The organism is Streptomyces sp. NPDC018045, from assembly GCF_044327445.1.
Lineage (GTDB): Bacteria > Actinomycetota > Actinomycetes > Streptomycetales > Streptomycetaceae > Streptomyces.
The window spans coordinates 36,141-56,495 of record NZ_JBIRFL010000029.1 but is presented as its reverse complement, the minus strand read 5'-3'; the positions used below and the strand labels follow the sequence as shown (position 1 = coordinate 56,495).

The 20,355-nt window shown below is 73.1% G+C and carries 20 protein-coding genes and 1 riboswitch; of the genes, 9 read left to right on the top strand and 11 right to left on the bottom strand.

Annotated features, from left to right (window positions below; genetic code table 11):
• Window positions 1-7: 7 nt before the first annotated feature.
• A riboswitch (ZMP/ZTP riboswitch) is annotated at window positions 8-95 on the bottom strand.
• Between the two features lie 253 nt (window positions 96-348).
• Window positions 349-1,116, top strand: coding sequence for a CPBP family intramembrane glutamic endopeptidase (locus ACH4EB_RS33930; RefSeq protein WP_398352136.1), 768 nt, complete (start codon window positions 349-351; stop codon window positions 1,114-1,116).
• Window positions 1,117-1,248: 132 nt separating this feature from the next.
• Here ACH4EB_RS33930 and ACH4EB_RS33925 read toward each other — a convergent pair whose 3' ends face one another.
• On the bottom strand, window positions 1,249-2,073 hold the full coding sequence (locus tag ACH4EB_RS33925; protein ID WP_398352117.1) for a PhzF family phenazine biosynthesis protein: 825 nt from the start codon (window positions 2,071-2,073) through the stop codon (window positions 1,249-1,251).
• A gap of 210 nt (window positions 2,074-2,283) precedes the next feature.
• Complete coding sequence (locus ACH4EB_RS33920) at window positions 2,284-3,087, bottom strand: aminotransferase class IV family protein (protein ID WP_398352115.1); 804 nt, start codon at window positions 3,085-3,087, stop codon at window positions 2,284-2,286.
• A 162-nt stretch (window positions 3,088-3,249) separates the two neighbouring features.
• On the opposite strand from ACH4EB_RS33920, the gene ACH4EB_RS33915 reads away from it, so the two are divergent.
• A complete protein-coding gene (locus ACH4EB_RS33915) occupies window positions 3,250-3,597 on the top strand; it encodes a MerR family transcriptional regulator (protein ID WP_398352135.1) in 348 nt (115 codons plus the stop codon).
• A gap of 47 nt (window positions 3,598-3,644) precedes the next feature.
• Here ACH4EB_RS33915 and ACH4EB_RS33910 read toward each other — a convergent pair whose 3' ends face one another.
• The 3 genes from ACH4EB_RS33910 to ACH4EB_RS33900 all read right to left on the bottom strand — a co-directional run bounded on the left by ACH4EB_RS33910 (window position 3,645) and on the right by ACH4EB_RS33900 (window position 6,061).
• Window positions 3,645-5,105: an MFS transporter gene (locus ACH4EB_RS33910; protein ID WP_398352134.1), complete on the bottom strand. Its 1,461-nt coding sequence runs from the start codon at window positions 5,103-5,105 to the stop codon at window positions 3,645-3,647.
• Window positions 5,106-5,190: 85 nt separating this feature from the next.
• Window positions 5,191-5,595, bottom strand: a complete 405-nt coding sequence (locus tag ACH4EB_RS33905; protein ID WP_398352114.1) for a GNAT family N-acetyltransferase — start codon at window positions 5,593-5,595, stop codon at window positions 5,191-5,193.
• Window positions 5,498-6,061, bottom strand: coding sequence for a hypothetical protein (locus ACH4EB_RS33900; RefSeq protein WP_398352139.1), 564 nt, complete (start codon window positions 6,059-6,061; stop codon window positions 5,498-5,500). The genes ACH4EB_RS33905 and ACH4EB_RS33900 overlap by 98 nt, the downstream gene beginning before the upstream one ends.
• A gap of 341 nt (window positions 6,062-6,402) precedes the next feature.
• Here ACH4EB_RS33900 and ACH4EB_RS33895 point away from each other — a divergent pair, with 341 nt between their 5' ends.
• The 3 genes from ACH4EB_RS33895 to ACH4EB_RS33885 all read left to right on the top strand — a co-directional run bounded on the left by ACH4EB_RS33895 (window position 6,403) and on the right by ACH4EB_RS33885 (window position 9,615).
• Complete coding sequence (locus ACH4EB_RS33895; RefSeq protein WP_398352113.1) at window positions 6,403-7,005, top strand: PadR family transcriptional regulator; 603 nt, start codon at window positions 6,403-6,405, stop codon at window positions 7,003-7,005.
• Between the two features lie 382 nt (window positions 7,006-7,387).
• Entirely contained in the window at window positions 7,388-7,915 is a 528-nt protein-coding gene (locus tag ACH4EB_RS33890) for a Clp protease N-terminal domain-containing protein (protein WP_398352112.1), read from the top strand.
• Between the two features lie 689 nt (window positions 7,916-8,604).
• A complete protein-coding gene (locus tag ACH4EB_RS33885; RefSeq protein ID WP_398352111.1) occupies window positions 8,605-9,615 on the top strand; it encodes a DMT family transporter in 1,011 nt (336 codons plus the stop codon).
• A 98-nt stretch (window positions 9,616-9,713) separates the two neighbouring features.
• On the opposite strand, the gene ACH4EB_RS33880 is transcribed toward ACH4EB_RS33885, so the two are convergent.
• A complete protein-coding gene (locus tag ACH4EB_RS33880) occupies window positions 9,714-10,355 on the bottom strand; it encodes an FMN-binding negative transcriptional regulator (RefSeq protein ID WP_398352109.1) in 642 nt (213 codons plus the stop codon).
• An 11-nt stretch (window positions 10,356-10,366) separates the two neighbouring features.
• Window positions 10,367-11,041, bottom strand: coding sequence for a pyridoxamine 5'-phosphate oxidase family protein (locus ACH4EB_RS33875; RefSeq protein WP_398352108.1), 675 nt, complete (start codon window positions 11,039-11,041; stop codon window positions 10,367-10,369).
• Between the two features lie 35 nt (window positions 11,042-11,076).
• Between ACH4EB_RS33875 and ACH4EB_RS33870 the strand changes: the two genes are divergently transcribed.
• Window positions 11,077-12,408 carry an aminotransferase class I/II-fold pyridoxal phosphate-dependent enzyme gene (locus ACH4EB_RS33870; protein WP_398352107.1) on the top strand — a complete coding sequence of 444 codons (1,332 nt, stop codon included), beginning with the start codon at window positions 11,077-11,079 and terminating at the stop codon, window positions 12,406-12,408.
• 173 nt (window positions 12,409-12,581) lie between these two features.
• Window positions 12,582-13,157 (top strand): GNAT family N-acetyltransferase, encoded by a 576-nt coding sequence (locus ACH4EB_RS33865; protein WP_398352105.1) that lies wholly within the window; start codon window positions 12,582-12,584, stop codon window positions 13,155-13,157.
• Between the two features lie 441 nt (window positions 13,158-13,598).
• Here the strand turns inward: ACH4EB_RS33865 and ACH4EB_RS33860 are convergent, their stop codons facing one another.
• On the bottom strand, window positions 13,599-14,708 hold the full coding sequence (locus ACH4EB_RS33860; RefSeq protein ID WP_398352103.1) for a DMT family transporter: 1,110 nt from the start codon (window positions 14,706-14,708) through the stop codon (window positions 13,599-13,601).
• Window positions 14,709-14,746: 38 nt separating this feature from the next.
• Here ACH4EB_RS33860 and ACH4EB_RS33855 point away from each other — a divergent pair, with 38 nt between their 5' ends.
• Window positions 14,747-15,655 carry a LysR family transcriptional regulator gene (locus ACH4EB_RS33855; RefSeq protein WP_398352101.1) on the top strand — a complete coding sequence of 303 codons (909 nt, stop codon included), beginning with the start codon at window positions 14,747-14,749 and terminating at the stop codon, window positions 15,653-15,655.
• 463 nt (window positions 15,656-16,118) lie between these two features.
• Window positions 16,119-16,346 (top strand): hypothetical protein, encoded by a 228-nt coding sequence (locus tag ACH4EB_RS33850; protein ID WP_398352099.1) that lies wholly within the window; start codon window positions 16,119-16,121, stop codon window positions 16,344-16,346.
• 19 nt (window positions 16,347-16,365) lie between these two features.
• Here ACH4EB_RS33850 and ACH4EB_RS33845 read toward each other — a convergent pair whose 3' ends face one another.
• The 3 genes from ACH4EB_RS33845 to ACH4EB_RS33835 all read right to left on the bottom strand — a co-directional run bounded on the left by ACH4EB_RS33845 (window position 16,366) and on the right by ACH4EB_RS33835 (window position 20,210).
• Window positions 16,366-17,721 carry a carboxyl transferase domain-containing protein gene (locus ACH4EB_RS33845; protein ID WP_398352098.1) on the bottom strand — a complete coding sequence of 452 codons (1,356 nt, stop codon included), beginning with the start codon at window positions 17,719-17,721 and terminating at the stop codon, window positions 16,366-16,368.
• 382 nt (window positions 17,722-18,103) lie between these two features.
• Window positions 18,104-19,558, bottom strand: coding sequence for an acyl-CoA synthetase (locus ACH4EB_RS33840; RefSeq protein ID WP_398352096.1), 1,455 nt, complete (start codon window positions 19,556-19,558; stop codon window positions 18,104-18,106).
• A 172-nt stretch (window positions 19,559-19,730) separates the two neighbouring features.
• Window positions 19,731-20,210, bottom strand: a complete 480-nt coding sequence (locus ACH4EB_RS33835) for a pyridoxamine 5'-phosphate oxidase family protein (protein ID WP_398352094.1) — start codon at window positions 20,208-20,210, stop codon at window positions 19,731-19,733.
• Between the last annotated feature and the right edge of the window lie 145 nt (window positions 20,211-20,355).

The window sequence follows — 20,355 nt, the reverse complement described above, 5'->3', positions numbered from 1 at the left end:
CGTCATGAGGAATCGCCCAGGCGCACGGCATCGGCAACGGCTGCCGGGCCGCTCCCCGGTGGTACTCCACCCAAGCGCCAGTCACGGCCCGGGCCGCACTGTAGCGAACGGGTGGGAAGGGGGCGAGGCCCTGAGGGCGCCGCCCCGTGCGGCTCGCCCAGGCCGTGTCGGGCAAGCTAGGACGTTCCTCTCATGACGTTCCATGGCAGTGGAGCGGCGGAGCCGTGGTGAGGTAGTCGCGGTAGTGCGGAACTGGAGGCAACTGTGCAGTCGGACACAAGTCCCGTGACCGGTGCGGAATCCGCCGGCCGGCAGCGGCCGGGCCCGGGAGAAGGGCGGGACGACGGCGTGGACGGCGGACTCTCGCAACGGATCCTGCGCGGTGAGACGGTGCTGGTCCTGGCGCTCTCGCTCGGCGCGAGCGGCGTGTCCGCGCTCATCAGTTTCATCGGGTCGCTGACGAAACCCGGGGGCCTCAAGGACCAGGCCGCGCTGCTGAACTCCTCGCACGCGCCGGGACGCCCGTGGCTCGACCTGGCCTGGCAGGTGTTCGGCATCGCCACCGCTCTCGTCCCCGTGGCGCTGGTGGCGCACCTGCTGATCCGGGAGCGGGTCGGCGGCCTCCGGGCGGTCGGCTTCGACGGACGCAGGCCCGGGGCCGACCTGGGGCGCGGGGCCGGCGTGGCGGCGGTCATCGGGGGCAGCGGACTGCTGCTGTACCTCGGGGCGCGGGCGGCCGGTTTCAACCTGACGGTGGTCCCGGAAGGGCTGCCCGACGTGTGGTGGAAATTCCCGGTGCTGATCGCCTCGGCGGTGCAGAACGCCGTCGTCGAGGAGGTCATCGTCGTCGGTTATCTGCTGCGGCGGCTGGGGCAACTGGGGTGGACCCCGGTGGCCGCGCTGGTGGCGAGTGCGGTGCTGCGCGGTTCGTACCACCTTTACCAGGGCGTCGGCGGGTTCCTCGGGAACATGGTCATGGGCGTGATCTTCGTCCTGCTGTACCGGCGCTGGGGGCGGGTCGGCCCGCTGATCGCCGCGCACGCGCTGATCGACATCGTGGCGTTCCTCGGGTACGCGCTGCTCGCGGGGAAGGTGGGATGGCTGCCTACGGCGTGAGGGACGGCCGCCGACTGCGGGACCGCCCGTCCGACGCGGGGCCCGGGAGCAGGCCGGCCAAGGCGGGGCCTGGGGCCGGCCGGTGGCTGATCCCAGGCCCTGGCACCTTTCCGGACAGATATCCGGCGGGCCTCAGGGGGTGGCGAGCAGCTCGCCCTCGATGACGGTGACGGCCGAGCCGGTGAGCAGCGTACGGTCGTCGCGCAGCGCCGTCCGTACGAGACCCGTGCGGCGAGCGGGGCCCTGGAGGCCGGTGAGTTCGTCGCGCCCCAGCCGGGCCGACCAGAACGGCGCGAGCGCGGTGTGCGCGCTGCCCGTCACCGGGTCCTCGTCGATGCCCACGGCCGGGAAGAAGCAGCGGCTGACGAAGTCGTAACCGCTGCCGGGGGCTTCGGCCGCCGCGGTGGCGATGACGCCGCGGCCACCGGGCGAGGTGAGGGTCCTCAGGTCCGGCTCCAGCGCCCGTACGGTCTTCTCGTCGGCCAACTCGACGAGGAGGTCACCGAGGTTCTCGCCGGTGTCGTACGCACCGCGGATCTCCACGCCCAGCGCCGTGGCGACGGCCGGCGGCACCTCGACCGCCCTCAGCGGAGCGGTCGGGAAGTCCATGGTGACCGCGCCGCTGTCGTCGGCCGTCGTGGTCAGCACCCCGCTGCGGGTGGCGAAGCGGACCGTACCGGGGGCGGTCCCGGTGGTGTGCAGGACGTGCGCGGTGGCCAGTGTGGCGTGACCGCACATGTTCACCTCGGCGGCCGGGGTGAGCCAGCGCAGCGCCCAGTCGGCAGTACCGCCCGCGGGCAGCGGATGGGCGAAGGCGGTCTCGGAGAGGTTGACCTCGGCGGCGACCCGCTGGAGCCAGGCGTCGTCGGGAAAGCCACCGGCGTCGAACAGGACGACTCCGGCGGGATTGCCGCCGAAGGGGCGGTCGGTGAAGGCGTCAACGATACGAATCCTCATGGCTTGGATCTTAGGAGGCCACATCGTCCACTCCTAAGGCCAATCGCGATTGACTGGACTGATTTTCGGTCTGAGGTGGGAAAGGGTGGGCGAAGTGGATGCCTCTGATGCGGACGGGGGTAGGGCCAGTCCGTGCCGGTGTCATGGGGGCCGGGCAGACACCCCGCCGTGGATGCCGAAGCGTTCCGGACGCGATTCGGGCACGGCAGCTCAGGGAGCGACCAGCGGCTCGGACTCGTACGCGCGGTGCAGCAGTTCCAGGAAGTCCGGGGCGTCCGGCAGGGGCACCGAGCCGATCCGGTGTACGGCCACGCCCGGTGTCCACGAGTTCATGACCACGCCGCCGGCCAGCGCGGGCAGGTCGGCACGGGTGACCTCCCGGACGCGCTGGGGGACGCCGAGGCCGTCCAGTTGTCGCCGGAGGATGCCCATCGTGGTGCCGCCCAGCATCTCGGCCGCGGGCCACACCACTGCGGAGCCGTCCCAGAAGGCCAGGTTCCAGATGGTCCCTTCGCTGAGCCGGCCTCGGCGGTCGATGAAGGCGGCGTCGTCGAAGCCCTGGTCCGCGGCCTGCCGGAGGAAGTACGTCTTGCCCACCTCGCCCACGTGTTTCACGGCCGGGAGGGGCCTCTCGTACGCGACCGCCGCCAGGGCCAGCGGCCCCTGCGGCCCGGAGGCGGCCGGGCCCGTACGGACCAGCGTCTCGGGTTCCACGTCGGCCCCGGCCACGGTGAACTCGCCCGCGGGCGAGTACATGGTGGCCGTCAGCGAGAGATCGTCCGGCCCCGCCTCCAGCGCCGTCCTCAGGTGGGCCCGTACCAGGTCGTCGGCCACCGCCCGGCCGAACATCTCTGCCGACGCGGTCCGGAGCCGCTCCAGGTGGAGGTCGAGGCCCCGGATCCGGCCCCCGCGCACCTGCATGGCGGTGAAGTGGGCATAGCCCGCGAAGGCGAGCGGCGTCAAGTCCTCGGCCGTCGCCGTCCGGCCGTTACGTTGAACAACGAAAGAGGTCATGACGTCACTCCAGCGGTACGGGATCATGAGGGAAACGGCGGTGGTCCGTCGCCCGGCACCGTGGGCGGCGGGCGCGGGATGTCGGCTCCGTGGGCCGACGTTAAGGCTTCACACCGATGGGAAGGTCAAGCTCGAATGGGGCGGGGCAGGGGGATGGGACACATGCTGATAGGGGAGTTGTCCCGGCGGACCGGGGTCAGCGCGCGGTTGCTGCGGTACTACGAGGAGCAGGACCTGCTGGACGCCGAGCGCGGCCCGAACGGCTATCGCTACTACGACGACGACACGGTGGTCACCGTGCGGCAGGTCCGTGCCCTGCTGGACGCGGGCCTGACCACCGAGATGATCCGCGCGGTGCTGCCGTGCGCCCGGGGCGAGCAGCCGGAGTTCGAGATGTGCGGGGACGTGCGGACCATCCTGGGCCGGGCGCTGGCGGACACCGACGAACGCATAGGCGACCTCCAACGCAACCGCAGCGCCCTCGCGGGCTACTTGGACCGAAAGCCCTGACGGCCCGTGAGCGGTGCTGGGCCCTGCCGGGCGGGGGCGCGGGCGACCTACTCGTACTCGTACAGGCGCGAGTGCTCCCCTGGGAGGCTCTTGCCCAGGCGGGCCAGCGGGGACAGACACATGACCAACGGGGAGAGCGACAGTCCGGCGGCGGTCACCAGCAGAGCGGCGCGCAGCCCCCACTGGTCGGCCAGCCGGCCGCCGAGCAACGAACCGAGCGGGGCCAGCCCCAGGCCGGCGCAGTTGATCGTCGCCACGACCCGGGCCTGGAGGGGTACGGGTGTGACGGCCTGGCGTACGGCCATGACGGTGACATTGACCAACTGACTGAAGGTGCCGAAGAGAAAGTTGATGCCCATGAGCAGGACGACCGTAGCGGCGGTGGAGCCGTGCAGCGCGGGGACGCAGAGCAGCACACCATCGGCGAGAACCGCCGCCGCCACCAGCACCACACCGTAGCCGTACCTGCGCGGCAGCCACCCGGCCAGCAGCGAGCCCGCGACCGCGCCCGGGCCCGTCGCCGCGAGCGCCAGGCCGACGCCGGTGCCCGAAAGGTGCAGTTCGCGGGGCAGGAAGAGCAGATAGACGGTCATCAGGGCCGCGAAGGAGAACTGGAAGGCGGCCGAGGCCAGGCCCACGGCCCGCAGCGAGGCATCACCGGCGACGAAACGCAGCCCTGCGCCGATCCGTTGCCACAGGTGGGAGGGCTGACCCCTGGCAGCGACGCCTGCTGCCGGGCCGTCCGCGTTCGTGGCGTGTCTGCCGGTGGCCGGGTCGTCAGCGTTCGCAGCGTGATCGTCCTCGGTCGGAGGACATTCGGCAACGTTCGTGGTGCCAACGCGAGGGGCCGTGGCGTCGCTGTCGGCGCCCTCGGACATCGACTCGGGTCGGCGGATCCGGCGGACCGACAGGTAGGACAGGGCGAAGCAGCACGCACCGGCCGCGGCGGCGACGGGCGCCGACAGCAGCGACACCAACGCGCCGCCGAGCGCGGGACCGCCGATCTGCGCTGCCGACCTGCTGCCTTCGAGTGCGCTGTTGCCCTGCGTCAACTGGTCGCGTCGTACCAGCCGTACGAGCGAAGCCTGGTACGCCACGTCGAAGAACACACTGAGCACGCCGACGAGAAGCGCGACAGCGACCAGCGTCGGAAACCCGAGAACGCCGAGGAGGTACGCGCAGGGGAGCACCGCCAGCGCGAGAGCCCGCCCGAGATCCGCCGCCATCATCACGTCGCGGGCCCGTCGGCGGTCCACCCACGCGCCGGCGAGGAGCGAGAGCAGCAGGACGGGGGCTTGCTCCAGCGCGCGCAGAGCGCCGAGTTCCGTCGCGCCGGCGTCGAGCGCCAGCACGGCGATGAGCGGCAGCACCACCTGGCCGGTGCGTTCCCCGAACTGCGAGGCGGTCTGACCTGCCCAGAGCCGACGGAAGTCGGCGTCGCGCCACAGGCCCGGCGAGACCGGGCCTCCGCGGCCCGACCCCGCAGGTGGCCCCGGCTCACCAGGCAAAACCGTCACTCCCCCACATCCGCCCACGTCAGGTCGTCGCCCGAGCCGACACGGCCTGACCGACGACGGTGCGAACGACCGGTCCTCAGCCCTCGGTCCTGGTTTTGATGAGCGGCGCGTTCCGCGTGGACTCCCGGAACCCGACGCCGTAGTACAGCCCGCGCGCCCGGGGGTGCCCCGGCGCGCCCGGACAGGCGACCGTCACACGAGTGGCCCCCTCAGCCCGCGCCAGACACATCCCGGGCAGCGGCATCGCTCGTGCCGGCCCCCGGCGCCGGTGGCCCGGATGCGTACCGACCGGCTCGAACGCAGCGGCCCTGTTCGCTTCGTCGAGCCACAGGATCGTCGAGGCAGCCATCGTTCCGTCTTGCGCCTCCACCAGAATGTGCAGGTCACTTTGGTACGCCGCGGTCTGCCGGACGCCCTGGTGGCTCTCGGCCGGGTACGGCGAGGGAGCCCAGGCGTCCAGATGGGCCTGGACCGCGGCCATCGGCCCCGGCCTCGTCGGCGGTGCGGAACCGGTACCCGTCCGGTAACACCGGCTGTTCCAGGTCGGTGAGGTCCCGCCCGTTGAGCTGAATCCAGGGCCCGGTGGCGCCGAATCGGACCGGGGCGGTCTCATGACCGTGCGCCGCCCATCGCTTCGGGGCGAACGCGTCGGCGGCGCACGGCGTCACCGTACGCTCGATGCCCGCCGCCGTACCGTCGTACCAGTCGATCACCTCGTCGACCACCCCGGCGTGGCCGGGATGGACCTGATACGCCAGACGGGCGGCGGTGCCGTCCTTCACCGATCCGTCGTTCCGCCGCACCTGGTGCGGAAGTTGGGCCCAGCCCCACGCCGCCAGGGCCCCGCCGGAGAACCGCAGTCGACGGCGCCGGCTCGCGCCGTTGCCGACGTGCCCCTTGCCCCAGTTCCAGGCCGGCGGCTCGCCGAACGACGCTTCGCTGTTCACCAGGTCCGGACGGGTGGCGGTGACGCTGGGCCAGCCCCTGCATGAGCCGCACGCCCGTGGCGGTCACCAGCTCGTTGTGCGCCATGGTGCGCCACTGTGCCAGGCCCCTGGGAGGCCGTCGAACCGTTTTCCGGCGCCCGCCGGTCGCGGGCAGCCGACGGCGCGGCGCCTGAAGCGCCACCGTCGTACGGCGGGCATGGTCGTACGGCAGGCATGGAGGCTCGCTGCCCCCGGGGCGTTGCCAGCCGAACAGTTCCGATATATCGTTGAGGCATCGCGAACGATCAGAGTGATGTCGTGAGTGATCGCAGGAAGCCATCACGAAGAGAAAGGAGCGCCTCATGCGTTCCCATGGACACGAGCACCACGGCCACGGCTGGCGCGGCGCAGGAGACCACGAAGGACGGTTCGAGGGGCGGCGGGCCGCGTTCGGGCCGTTCGGGCCGCCCTTCGGCGGGCCGCCGTTCGGTGGCGGCCGGGGCCGCGGTGGCGGGCCGCGCGGCCGGGCGCGGCGCGGTGACGTACGCACCTCGATCCTGGCTCTGCTGAAGGACCGGCCGATGCACGGCTACGAGATGATCCAGGAGATCGCCGAGCGCAGTGGCGGCGCCTGGAAGCCGAGCCCCGGCTCGGTGTACCCCACCCTCCAGCTCCTGGAGGACGAGGGGCTGATCAGCAGCGCGAGCGAGGGCGGCAAGAAGCTCTTCTCGCTGACCGAGGCCGGACGTACGGAGACGGAGAGCGTCGCCGACGCCCCCTGGGAGGAAGCCGGCCGAGGCGTCGACTGGGAGGCCATGAACGAGATCCGCAAGGCGGGCGGCGGACTGATCGATGCGTTCCGCCAGGTGTGGTCCACCGGTACGCCCGAGCAGCGGGAGAAGGCCATCTCGGTGGTCAACAAGGCCCGCAAGGAGCTGTACCTGATCCTCGCCGAGGACGAGTGATCCGCCCGCCGTCGGCCGCGTGGAGTTGAGGCGCGACGTGACGGGTGAGTTCGATGGGGCCGTGGCCGGGGAACCGGTCACGGCCCCTTTGTGTGGGGGCGGGCGTGCGGGCCGGCGTCTTCCGGTCGACTGCGTGCTGCTTGGGGGTGGGGCGCGCTTCGCCTCGGGGCGGGGCGCTCCGCGGGGCCGGGTGAGCCGGCGGTGCGGCGGTCGTCCCGGAAGGTCCAGGCGTCGGAGTGCGTCCCACTCGGCCTCCGGGACGGCGCGTCGCCTCTCCTCCGCAAGGATGAGATGCGGCGAAGGCGTGCCCAACCATGGGCGGATGCGCAAATGCTTCCCGCCGGGGATGTTCCGGGCGTCGGCTGCTGGTGGGGTGGGGATTGTGCAAAACCGTACTGCGTATAACGGAGGGGGCCCTCCACGCGAGGACCTCGACACGCGACTCACCGTGGAGCTCGCGTCGGTGGTCTCCGCTGCCCGCAGGCGTGCCACGCGGGACGGTGACCGCCAGGTGGACACGGCCCACCTGCTGCACGGACTCCTGGAGTCGGACCCGTCGGTGCGGGCGGCGTTCGACAGCGGGGCGCAGGTCGCCCGGTTGCTCGGCTATCTCGTCCAGCGCAGTATCGGGTACGGCCTCCAGTGGCACGGCACCATCGAGGACTCCGGCGCGGTGCCGATGGTGACCGAGGGGACGGTGCCGGGCTGGTCACCGGCCGCGGCCGCCGCCCTGGACGGCGCACTCGACCGCGCGCACGCCCGGTACGCGACCCATGCCGCCTGTCTCGACCTGCTCGCCGCCCTCGTGGACGATCCCGAGTCGCGCGCGGTCGAGGTGCTGCGCCGGGCATCGGTCGACACGGAACGGCTGGCGGCCCGGTTGGACGGGGGCCGCTCCGGCCAGGAATGACCGGCGCGTCAGGGGTGAGGCTGATGCCGGCTGCTGTCGTGATGGGCGATGCGGGCTTGTGGGGAGTCAGGCGGCCCAAGGGGGCCGACGGAAATCCGGGGCGTCCCGGGCTCCGGGGAATCCTGGGCCCCGGGAACTTGGGTGCCCCGGGTAATGCGGAGACTCCGGAAGCGCGAAACACCCGGGAAGCGGTGGCGAGACCGGCCGGACCCGGGAAACGTCGGCGTGGCCGTGGGAGATGGGGCGGCCGGTGCTCGCCGGGCGCGCCTGCTGGACGGGGTCGGGTGCTCGCCGTACTGCTGCTCGTGTGGCTCGTGTCGGCCGCCACCGCGTCGGCGTACCTCATCGGCGTTCTGATCGGTGCGCCCGGTCGGCTCCGCAGGTGGCGGGGGCGGGCGGGCCTGGAGGCGGTGATCGCGACCGTACGGACGGCACATCGGCTCTCGGCGACAGCCGGGGCTTGTCGAACGGCCGACGCGCCTCTTAGAGTGCCGATCATGCGATTGACTGTGCTTCCCCCGCCGGCCGCGTAGCGCGGGCGGCGGTCTCCGAGAGAGAACCTGGCCCGGTCCTGGGGCGCTCCAAAGGGCATGCCCCGCCCCGGGCCGGTTGCTGCTGTCCGCACACGGGACCACGCGACCATTCCACGGCGCTCGGCGCCGTCCCGGATCTCCCGGAGAAGCACAGCCATGCATGGTGTCTCTTCCCCTGCCCTGCCTGTGGGCCGGGGCCTGTTGTACGTGACCGTCGCCGCGACCGCCTGGGGTACGGCGGGCGCGGCCGCCTCCCTCCTCTACCGCAGCAGCGGCCTGGGCCCTGTCGCGCTCACCTTCTGGCGCACTGTCGGCGGCCTGCTGTTGTTGTCGGCCGTGCGGGCGGTGCTGCGCCGCCGGGCGGTGAGCGCGCCGGATCCCGTTGCTCGGCCTGCACGTCCCGTGCCCCCGGAGGGCCCGCTGTGGCGCCGGGTCGCGCGGACCACGGCCACCGGGATCGCTCTGGCCGTCTTCCAGGCCGCGTACTTCGCGGCCGTCGAGAGCACGGGCCTGGCCGTGGGCACGGTCGTGACCATGGGTGCCGGGCCCGTCCTCATCGCCCTCGGCGCGCGGCTGACCATGGGCGAACGGCTCGGTGCCGGAGGAGTCCTGGCGGTCGCGGGCGCGCTGTCCGGACTGGCCGTACTGGTTCTCGGAGGCGCTGATTCCGGTACGGTGCGGCCCTCCGGGGTCGCCCTGGCGCTGCTGTCCGCCGCGGGCTGCGCCGTGATGACGCTGACGATGCGCCGTCCGGGGCGGGCCGGTGCCGTCGCCGATCCGTACGGCTCCACGATCAGCGCCTTTGCCGTCGGAGCCGTCTGCCTGCTGCCGCTCGCCGCGGCGGAGGGGCTGTGGCCGCAGGCGCACGAACTGGGCCGCAGCCTCTGGCTGATGGGCTACATCGCCGCCGTGCCGACGGCCTTGGGCTATGGCCTGTACTTCGCGGGCCTGGCGGCCGTGCGCGCGGCGACGGCGTCGGTGATCTCGCTGGTCGAGCCGGTGTCCGCGGCGGTGATCGCGGTGCTCTTCCTGGGGGAGGAGCTGACGGCGGGCACGGTGGTCGGTACGTGTGTGCTGCTCGCGGCCGTCGCGGGGCTGGCCGTGTGCGAGGCGCGGGGCGCGGTGGCGGCGCGTACGGGCCGGGCGCGGACGGCCACGGCGCGCTGACCGGCCCGGGGGCGGCGCGGCCCTCGCCGTCCGCCCCCCCGCCGTCCGCTCCTGCCCGCGGTCGGCGTCCTCGCCCGCTCCGCGTGTCCCGTGGGCCGTCAGCTACGTCCGGCTGCCAGCCGCCTTAGCTGATGGGCGCGGGCCTGCGCGTCACGGGGCGCGGCCCGCTCGGCAAGGCGGTCCGAAATCCGGCGCTGCACGGTCTCGCTCCGCTTGCCCGCGTACTTGAACTTGGCCCGTACGTCCGTGATGACCAGCCGCAGCCCCCGGATGCCGGGCAGTTGCCGTCCGTACGGCGGGCCGTCCGCGGCGACCGGCGCCGAACCACCCTCGGGCTGGAAGTGGCCCATCTGGCGTTCCAGCAGCGCGGCCTTCTCCTTCGGGTCGTCCACGACGTGCGCCGTGCAGGTGAGTTGTACGGCGGCGTAGAAGCTGGTCGGGACGCCGTGCTCGGGCGGAGCCTCCTCGGCGGCCTGCCACGGCCCCGGTATGAAGACGTAGTCGTCCACGACGCTGAGCAGGACGGCCGGAGCAGCTTCCAGCGCCCGCCATATCGGGTTGGGGCGGGCGAGGTGGGTGACGGCTTCGCGGCGGGCCGGGTCGTAGGCGAAGTGCAGGGGCTGGACGAGGGGCGGGCTGCCGGGCGGGCCGTTGACGGCGAGCTGGCCGAAGTTGTGGCCGGCCAGCCAGTCCTGCCACTCGATGTCGTCGGTGGGGGCGTCCCACGGGTGGATCAGCATGCGCTCCTCCTTCAGCGTGCGGTGAGGTAGGAGGGTTCGGCGATGCCCGGGGCGAGGTCGTCGGCCGGGACCGGGGCCCCGTACACGGGGGCGACCGGCAGGACGCCGGTCCAGTAGGGAAGCGGAAGGTCCTCGGGCTCGTCGTTCGGGCCGCCGGCGCGGATCTTGGCGGAGACCTCGTCCAGGTCGAGGCGGATGACGGCGGTGGCGGCCAGTTCCTTGGCGTTCGCCGGCCGGGAGTCGGCGGCGCGGCCCGGCAGGACGTGGTCGACCAGGGCGTCGAGTGCGGCCGTCTTCTCGTCGTGGCCGGTGACCTGGTGGGCGGTGCCGTGGACGACGACACTGCGGTAGTTGATCGAGTGGTGGAAGGCGGACCTGGCCAGGACCAGGCCGTCGACGTGGGTGACCGTGACGCACACGGGCAGGCCGGGGTCGGTCGTCTCACCGGCCATGCGCAGCGGGCGCGAACCGGTCGAGCCGTGGAGGTAGAGGCGGTTGCCGACCCGGCCGTAGAGCGTGGGCAGGACGACCGGGGCGCCGTCGCGGATGAAACCGAGGTGGCACAGGTAACCGGCGTCGAGGATGGCGTGCACGGTCTCGTGGTCATAGACGGCGCGCTCGCGGGCGCGGGTCGGTACGGTGCGCTCCGTCCGGGCGAAGGACGGGTCCTGGGGCGCCTGGGGCATTGCGTTCTCCATTGCACTAGTGCATACTGGGTTTTGTGCTAGGAGAGTATCGGATCGAAGGGCGGCGCGCATCGGAGATTGCCGCCAGTGTCGAGCAAGCCGTCGGTGCGGGCGAGCTCCAACCGGGCGAAGTCCTGCCCCCGCTGCGGGAGTTGGCCGTCTATCTGGAGGTCAATCCCAATACGGTGGCGTCCGCGTACCGGACACTGCGGGACCGGGGGGTGATCGAGACGGCGGGCCGCCGCGGCAGCCGGGTGCGCCCGCGGCCGGCCAGTACGGCCCGCGAGGCGGCCCTGGGTCCCGTGCCGCCCGGCGTGCGCGACGCGGCCTCCGGGAATCCCGACCCCGCGCTGCTGCCCGCCCTCGGGCAGGCGCTGGCCGCGGCCGCCGCCCGCAGCGCGGAGCGGCCCACGCTCTACGGTGCCCCCGCCGTCGGTACGGAGCTCGAACGGATGGCCCGCGCCGCCTTCGAGGCGGACGGGGTGCCGAGCGGTGCCATCGCCGTCACCTCCGGCGCGCTGGACGCGATGGAGCGCGTGCTCGGCGCGCATCTGCGTCCCGGTGACGCGGTCGCGGTCGAGGACCCGGGCTGGGGGAGCCTGCTGGATCTCATCCCGGGCCTCGGCCTGCGGGCCGTGCCGGTCGCGGTGGACGACGAAGGACCGCTGCCCGAGCAGGTCGGCCGGGCGATGCGCGAGGGTGCCCGCGCCCTGGTCGTCACGGACCGGGCGCAGAATCCGACGGGCGCGGTGCTCAGCTCCGGGCGCTCCCGGGAACTGCGCGAGGTGCTGGCGGGCCACCAGGACGTGCTGCTGATGGAGGACGACCACGGACACGACATCGTCAACGCCCCGCTGCACCCGCTCGCAGGTGCCACGGACCACTGGGCGCTCATCCGCTCCGCCGCCAAGGCGTACGGTCCCGACCTGCGGCTGGCCGTGCTGACCGGTGACGCCGTGACCGTGGACCGGGTGCGCGGGCGCCAGCGGCTCGGGCCCGGCTGGGTGAGCCATCTCCTACAGGACGCGATGGTGCACCTGTGGCGTGAGGGGGCGGTCGACCCGAAGGCCGTCGCGAGCGCCTACGGCAGGCGCCGGGATGCCCTGATCGACGCCTTGGCGGCCCGTGGAATCCGGGCGCGAGGACGCAGCGGGATGAACGTATGGATTCCGGTGCCCGACGAAACCGGCGCGGTCGCCCGCCTGTTGCACGCGGGCTGGGCCGTCGCGCCCGGAGCGCGTTTCCGTATGCACTCACCGCCCGGTATACGCGTCACCGTTGCGGGCCTCGCGGAGGACGAACTGCTGACGCTGGCGGACGCCATCGCCTCCGCCGTCGAGCCGAAGGAGGCGCGCCGCTACGACTGAAGTGATCGCGGGCGCCGCGGCAGCGGTGCGCCCCACGGGGTGCCCGGTCAGGAGCGTGCCGCACGCTCGAAGCCGCTCGCGCCTCAAGCCCGTCCGGCGCCGCCCATGGAGCGGCAGACCGACAGGCCAACTGGCCTGAAGAGGGGGGAAATCATGCTGGTTACCATCGCACGATGCCTGATCAGAGCTTTCTTGTCCGTGGCCCACGGGTGGCCGTTCGGCGGATCTCCTTCCAGGACCGGGAGGAGATCGCGGCCCTCGACCGTGAGAGCGCCGCACTGCACCACCCGTGGGTCCCCGCGAGGGACACCGGTGAGGAGGCCTTCCGCGCGTACGTCGCCAAGTTCGACCAGGCCGCTCACGAGGGCTTCGTGGTGTGCCTCCGGGACAGCGGCGCGATCGTCGGCGGCGTCAATATCAACCACATCGTGCGGGGCGGCATCCAGAGCGGATCCCTCGGCTACGTCGCCTATGCGTCCACCACCGGGCACGGCTATATGACCGAGGGCGTGCGCCTCGTCGTCGAGTACGCCTTCACCGAGCTGGGGCTGCACCGGCTGGAGGCCAACATCCAGCCCGGCAACGCCTCTTCCGTCCGGCTCGTCGAACGGCTGGGGTTCCGGCTGGAGGGCTACTCCCCGCGCTTCCAGTACGTGGACGGTGCGTGGCGCGACCACGAACGCTGGGCGGTGACGGCGGAGATGATCGCGTACGGGGGTGGGGTGGGCTCTTCGGGCGGTGGCGGCTGACCGTCTGCCGGGGCCTTCTCGGGATATGCCTGACCGATGGCGGGGGTGCGGGGTGCCGGGGCGCGTCGGGTCGGTCCTATGCCGGTCCCGAACCGGATCCAGGTCGGTCTTGAACGGGTCCTGAGGCGCCCCCGGGTCGGTCCTGAGCCGAGTCCGGGTCGGCCCTAGGTCGTTCTCGTGCCGGTCCTGAGGCGCCTCAGGGTCGGTTCTAGGCCGGTCCTGAGATGACTCCGGGCCGGGGCCCAGGCCGATCTTGAAGCGGTCCTGAGGCGACTCGCGGCCGGTCCCGGTCGGCCCGAGCCGCCTTGCCGCCTAGGGCCGCCTCGGGCCGCCTCGGGTCGGTCTCGGCCGGGCTTGAGGAACCGGTGCGGCCCGGGTGCCCGATCCGCACTGCCCGGCGTTGCGTCGCTCGTCCGTCGGTAGCCGCTGTGACGTACGGCCTTATGGCGTCGCCTCGTCCGCCGGCCGGCCGCCGCCGCGCCGGGCGGGGCGGCGGCCGACGCGGCGGCGGCTCTGGGTCAAGGCGGCGCCGGCCAGGACGATCACCGCCCCGACGGGAGTGTTCCAACTGAGCTGTTCGCCGAGCAGCGTGACACCGGCCGTGGTGGCGATCACGGGGACGAAGTAGGTGACCATCTGGGCGGTGGTGGGCCCCACCTCCGCCACCAAGCCGTACTGCAACAGGAAGGCGAAGCCGGTGCCCAGGGCGCCGAGCGCGAGGACGGCGAGGAGGGGGACGGCCGGGTAGGACACCGGAGCGGAGGTGAAGAGCGCGGTCACCACGCCGACCTGGACGGTGGCCAGCAGCATCTGGGTGCTGGAGAGGGCCACGTTGGAGTCCTTGACGCCGGCCAGGGTACGCCGGACGTAGATCCAGCCGATGGGGTAGCTCAGGGACGCGCCCAGGGCCATGGCCGTGCCCGTCGGGTCCGTACCGGAGAAACCCTGCCAGGCGCCGAGCACGGTCAGTACGCCCAGGAAGCCGAGCCCGAGCCCCGCGACGCGACGGCGGGTGGGCCGGTCCTCGGAGAGGGCGACCAGGGAGAGCGCCATGCCCCACAGCGGGGAGCTGGCGTTGCAGACGCCGGCCAGGGTGGACGGAATGGTCAGTTCGGCGTAGGCGAAGAGGGAGAAGGGGAGGGCGTTGAGGAAGAACGCGGCGACCGCCAGATGGCCCCAGGTCCGCGCGGAGCGGGGCAGTCGCTCACGCTTGGCGACCAGTACGGCGACGAGCACCACCGAACCGAACGCCACCCGGCCGAAGGTGACGTGCAAAGGAGCGTAGGCCTGTGTGCCGACCTTGATGAAGAGAAAGCTGAAGCCCCAGACCAGGCACAGGGCCCCGAATCGCAGGCGCCAGTCGAGGGCGCGGCGTACCACGGCCGGCCGCGCGGCGTTGCGGGTCGGGGCGGTGTCCGGGGTGGTGCGGGCCGGGGGAGGGGGTATATCGACGGGCGGAGTGGCTCCCGGAGGAGCAGGGGCCGTGTCGGTTCCGGAAGGGGCGGCGGTGCTCATGGGGACTACGATGCGGTCCGCAATTTCGTAGCACAAGCGAGTTTTCATAGGGGGTATCACTTAGCATTGCTTACATGTTGAACCTTGATCGCCTGCGGACGCTGAGCGCGGTGGCCCGGCACGGCTCGGTGAGCGCGGCGGCGGACGGCCTGCATGTGACCACCTCCGCCGTCTCGCAGCAACTCGCCAAGCTGGAGCGGGAGACGGGCCAGCAACTGCTGGCGAAGAACGGCCGTGGCGTGCGGCTGACCGATGCCGGCAGACTCCTGGCCGATCATGCCGTACGGATCCTCTCGCAGGTCGAGCTGGCCCAGGCCGAACTGGAGGCCCACCGTGGCCAGGCCGTCGGTGAGTTGCGGCTCGGCGCCTTTCCCACCGCGGCGCGTGGGCTGTTCCCCGCCGCTTTGGCCGGGCTCCGTGCCGAGCACCCGCAACTCCGCCCGCACCTGCGGGAGATGGAGCCGGACGCCTCGGTGCGGTGCGTGGTGCGCGGTGACATCGACCTGGGTGTCGTCCTGGATTGGCACAACCGGCCGCTCTCGCTGCCGGAGGGGCTGGCGAAGGCGCCGATCTTGAATGACCCCGCCGATGTCGCCATGCCCGCCGACCACCCCTTGGCGCACCGCGACTCGGTCGAACTGGCGGAGCTCGCCGACGACGAGTGGATCTCCTGGCCTCAGGGCGAGTTCTGCCACGACTGGCTGATGTTCACCCTGCGCGGCCAGGGGATCGAACCGCGCATCTCGCACATGGTGGAGGAGCACCACACCCAACTGGCGCTGATCGGAGCCGGGCTGGGTGTCGCGGTGGCTCCCCGGCTGGGGCGCGGGCCGGTACCGGACGGGGTGAGCGTGGTGCCCGTACGGCACACGATGCGGCGGCACGTCTACGCGATCTGGCGCGCCGACGCCGACCGGCGGCCGTCCATCCGTGCCGCGGTCGCCGCGCTGCGTGTGGCGGGCCAGGAGGTCGAAGGCCGCTGATTCCCGGGAACCAGGCGCTCTCGACCGGCGCGATGACGCCTGCGGTCGGTGTACGGCCGGGTATGGGTCGCGTTGCGGCCGCATGCGGACGAGTGGATCATCGAAGTGGTCGCGTACGGTCCGGTCCGACGGGGTCCGACCTGGCCCGGCCCGACCTGGCCCGGCCCGATTTGGTTCGGCCTGGTCCGGTCCAGCTTGGTAGGCGGCAGCGGCCGCCGTGATCGCGGACGTCCGCTAGGCGCTGTCCGGGGCGAACGCGGAGATCGTGCGCGCTGATCGAGCACGCAGATCGAGCGCGTTGGTAAGCCGTCCGCTCGGGCCGCCGTCCCGCTCGTGTGGAAGCACGTATACACACTGCACGCCACCCGACGCCCGGCCCAGCGTGCGGGGGCGGTACGCGTCGGGTGACCTTCAGCCACGCCATTTCGATGACCGCGTCGCCGCGCACCGTGACCAAGCGGTGGTGCGAGGACGCGTTCTGCCGCGCCCGCGCCACGAGACGACGCGTGACATCCTCGCGCGTGGTGACGGGTGGCCCACCGGTCTCCCGCGCCCACTACCACCGGAGCGCGGCGACGGCACCGAGTTCCCCCGGCCGGACGGGCCGGACGGGCCGGACGGGGCGGACGGGGCGGACGGGGCGGACGGGGCGGACGGGGCGGACGAGGAGGGCTTCCATGGGTCGTTGTGACGCCAGAGGCTTCCGGAAGTCACCCGGCAGTGAGCGGCGGAACGACGCCCCGGATCAGGCCCAGCTCCAGCAAATCCTGCGGGCGGACGCGGAGTTGGTCGGCCGTGCCGCGTGCCGCGTCGGTGGCGCGCTTGAGGATGGCGGCGGCCGCTTCCGGGGCGATGACGGAGAAGTAGCTGTCCGGCGTCGCCCACAGCCGGCCCGGCGCGGCCAGGGCCAGCGCCCCACCGGAACCGCCCTCTCCGATCAACAGGGACGTCACAGGCGTACGGACCGATGCCAGCGTGGCGAAGACGTCCGCGATGGCGGCGCCTGCGCCGGCCCGTTCGGCTGCCGGGTCGTTGGCCGCGCCCGGGGTGTCGATGAGCGTGAGCACCGGTATGCCGAGCCGGTCCGCCATCCGGATCAGCCGGGCTGCCGTACGGAACCCCGCAGGACGTACGGCCGTGCCGCACTGGGCGGCGAACGCGATCGTGCGCCCGTCGCGTCGGCCGAACCCGCAGCGTATGCCCGGGTCGGTGCCGCCGCTGCGGTCGCCGCTGATCTCCTCGCGCCAGTCGAAATACGCGTCCAGATAGGCGGTGGCGCGGGGGCGCCGCACGTCACGGGCCGAGCACACCGCCTCCCAGCCGGACGCCGGGAGGCCGGCTGTCCCGAGTGCGCACGGGGGCGGCGCGGCCTCTGCGGTGGGGCCCGCTGCCATGCTCGGTGCCCGGTCGGACGGCGTACCTGGCGCCTCCGTCGCCCCGTCCGTCCCGCCTCCCGGAGCCAGCAGGCGCAGCCAGCGGCCGAGCACCGCGCGCAAGTCGTCCGGCGGGACGACGGCGTCGACCTGGCCGGCCGCCAACTGGCCTTCGGCGCTGTACGCGTACGGGTCGGCGTCCACCGGCCGTACGCGTGAGCCCGCGAAGCCGACCTGCGCGCCCGGCAGTGCGAGCACGACATCGGCGCCCGCGCCGAGCGTCGCCCAGCCGCCGCCGGTCGTCGGATCGCGGACCACGGCGACCTGCGGCAGTCCCGCCGCCCGGTTCAGCGCGGACTGCGCGGCCACCCGCTGGAGCTGGGTCAGGGCCCGCATGCCCTCCTGCATCCGGCTGCCGCCCGTGGCGATCAGCGTCACGACCGGCAGGCGCAGTTCCCGGGCGCGGGTCCAGGCGGCCACCAGCCGGTCACCCGTGCGCTCCCCGAGGGAACCGCCGAGGAAGCCGAACTCGAAGGAGACCAGGACGGTCGGCACCCCGGCGATCCGGGCGGTACCGCTGATGACGGACTCGTCCTCACCGGTCCGCTCCCGCGCCCGCTGCCGCGCCGAGCCGTAGCCGTCCCATCCGAGCGGGCCGTCGTCATACGGCGCTGCTGCCGACGGTACCGGCACCGACGGCCCGGCTCCCGTAGGCGCGGGAGAAGCGGGCACGAAAGGCGTCGGTGCGGCTCCCGTGGGCCCGGACGCCGTATCCCGTTCCGTCCCCGGCGCGGGGAACTCCGTGAAGCCGTCCGTCACCACGGCGACCGCCTCGCGCGCGGACCAGCGCGGCGACGCCCCGGCGGATGCGGATGGGCCGGCGGACACGGAGGGCCCGGCGGATGCGGACGGTCCGCCCGCACATCCGCCCCTCACGGCCCCACCCGGACCGGCGGCCCCCGCCTCCCCGCCACCTGCCCCGGCACTGCCGTCTGCTCCTGAGCCGCCGCTCGCCCTGGGACCGCCGTCTGCTCCGGAGCCGTCACCGACCCCGGAACCGCCGCCCGGCGTCTCGCTACGCACGGAGGTCCCGTTTCAGGACCTTGCCCATGTCGTTGCGGGGCAGGGCGTCGAGGAAGTGGACGACGCGCGGGCGCTTGTGGGGTGCGAGTCGGCGGGCCACGTGGTCGGCGAGGTCGGCATCGGTCGGCGCGGCGGCGCCTTCGGACGGCGGGGCCGGGACGATCCAGGCGACGACGCGCTCGCCCAGGTCCTCGTCCGGCTCGCCCGTCACGGCGGCCTCGCTGACGCCCGGGTGCTCCAGCAGGGCGTTCTCGATTTCGCCTGCGCCGATTTTGTAGCCGCCGCTCTTGATGAGGTCGGTGGCCTTGCGTCCCACGATGCGGTAGTTGCCGGCCGCGTCGCGGGTCGCCATGTCGCCCGTACGGAACCAGCCGCCGTCGAAGGCCGCGGCGGTGGCGTCCGGGCGGTTGAGGTACTCGGCGAACAGGTTGGGGCCGCGGACCTGGATCTCGCCGACCGTCTCGCCGTCGCTGGCCTCGACGGCCTCGCCGGACTCGTCGACGAGCCGGACGTACACACCGGGCAGCGGTACGCCGACGGTGCCGGGCGCGGGCTCGCCGTCGGCCCGCACGCTGGTGTTCATCAGCGTCTCGGTCATGCCGTACCGCTCGATGACACGGCAGTCGGCGGCCGTGGCGAGCCGCTCGTGGTCGGTGCGGGGCAGCGCCGCCGAGCCGGACACCAGGAGACGGGCCCGGCTCAGCGCCTTGGCCAGCGCCGGATTCTCGCCCGCCTCGACGGCCAGGCGGTGATACATCGTCGGTACGCCGAAGAGCATCGTGCCGTCCGCGGTCAGCTCCCGGACGACGCCTTCGGTGCTGAACCGCCCCAGGTGGTGCAGGCTGCCGCCGCGCCGCAGCGGCCCGAGGACGCCCAGCACGAGGCCGTGCACATGGAACAGCGGCAGGCCGTGCACGAGGACGTCGTCGGCGGTCCACTGCCACGCCTCCGCCAGCGCGTCCAGGGTGTGGATGATCGCCCGGCGGGGGATGACGACGCCCTTGGGCGGGCCGGTCGTGCCGGAGGTGTAGACGACGAGGGCGGCGGACTCGGCGTCCGGCTCGTACGGCAGCGGCGGCACCTCCTCGCCGTCGGTGGCGGGCTCGATGTCGAGGCGGGGAAGGGCGGCCAGCGCGCCGGGGAGTTCGGCGTCCGGCTCGGCCAGCACGAGTGTCGGCGCGCTGTCCGACACGATGTGCGCCAGCTCGCTCTCGCCGATCTTCGGGTTGACGGGCACGGCGGGCGCCCCGGCGAGCAGCGCGGCCACCACGGCGACCGCGGTCTCCAGGGTGGGCGTGGCCCAGACAGCCACCCGGGTCTGGCCGTCCAGCCGGCCGGCGAGCCGGCCCGCGGCCGCGGCCAGTTGGCGGTAGCTGAGCGCACGCTCGCCGAAGCGCAGCGCGGGCTGCGGCGACGCGTCGCTCAGTGCCGGAAAGAGCACGTTCACCAGGTCTCCCTCGTCCTCGTCGTCCCACGTCGGTGCCGCCGCCCCGGACCTGCCGGAACGGGCCGACCCCACCACTGTGGCAGAGACCACCGACAACGCGATCACGCGGCGCCGCGCGGGGAGCACTACGGGGCCGCCGCACCGGGGCGCGGCGGCGCCCGGCGCGGCCCGCTCACCCCGACATCTTGCGGAAGTCCCAGGACACGACGGATTCCGGGACCAGGCGCAGCCAGGCGTGCCGGCCGTCGTGCGGCATCCGGTCCAAGCCGAAATACTTGGCGGCGAACAACCGTTCCGGCGCCTCCAGCTCCGGCACCTCCGGCTCCGGGTGGGCGCCACCCGCTCGTGGTACCTCGCCGACGACGGCCGCGCTGCCGGTCAGTTCCACCCCGCGCAGTTCTCCGTAGTCGTGCCCGTCGTCGACGACCACCGCGATCCGCGGGTTCTCGCGTAGCTGGGCCCACCGCTTGCTGCGGGTGACCGAGTACAGCCAGAGCGCGGTGCCGTCCCAGACGAACCACAGGGCACCGGCGTGCGGCGTGCCGTCCGCGCCCACGGTGGCCACCCGGCACGTGCGCTGCTCCGCCAGGAAGGTGTCCCGTTCGTGCGGCGTCATCATGATGCGGCGCCCGCGCCGCTGTGTGCCGGTCATCCGTCGTCCACCTCCGCCGTACGGCCTGACTGGGTGTCAGGAATCATCCGGTCTCTTCCGCGCCCGCGCAATGGCGGCTACGCTCACGCGGCCCACCCTCACGGCGGCCCGGCTGGCGCACGACCGACCCGGGAAGGGATGAGAC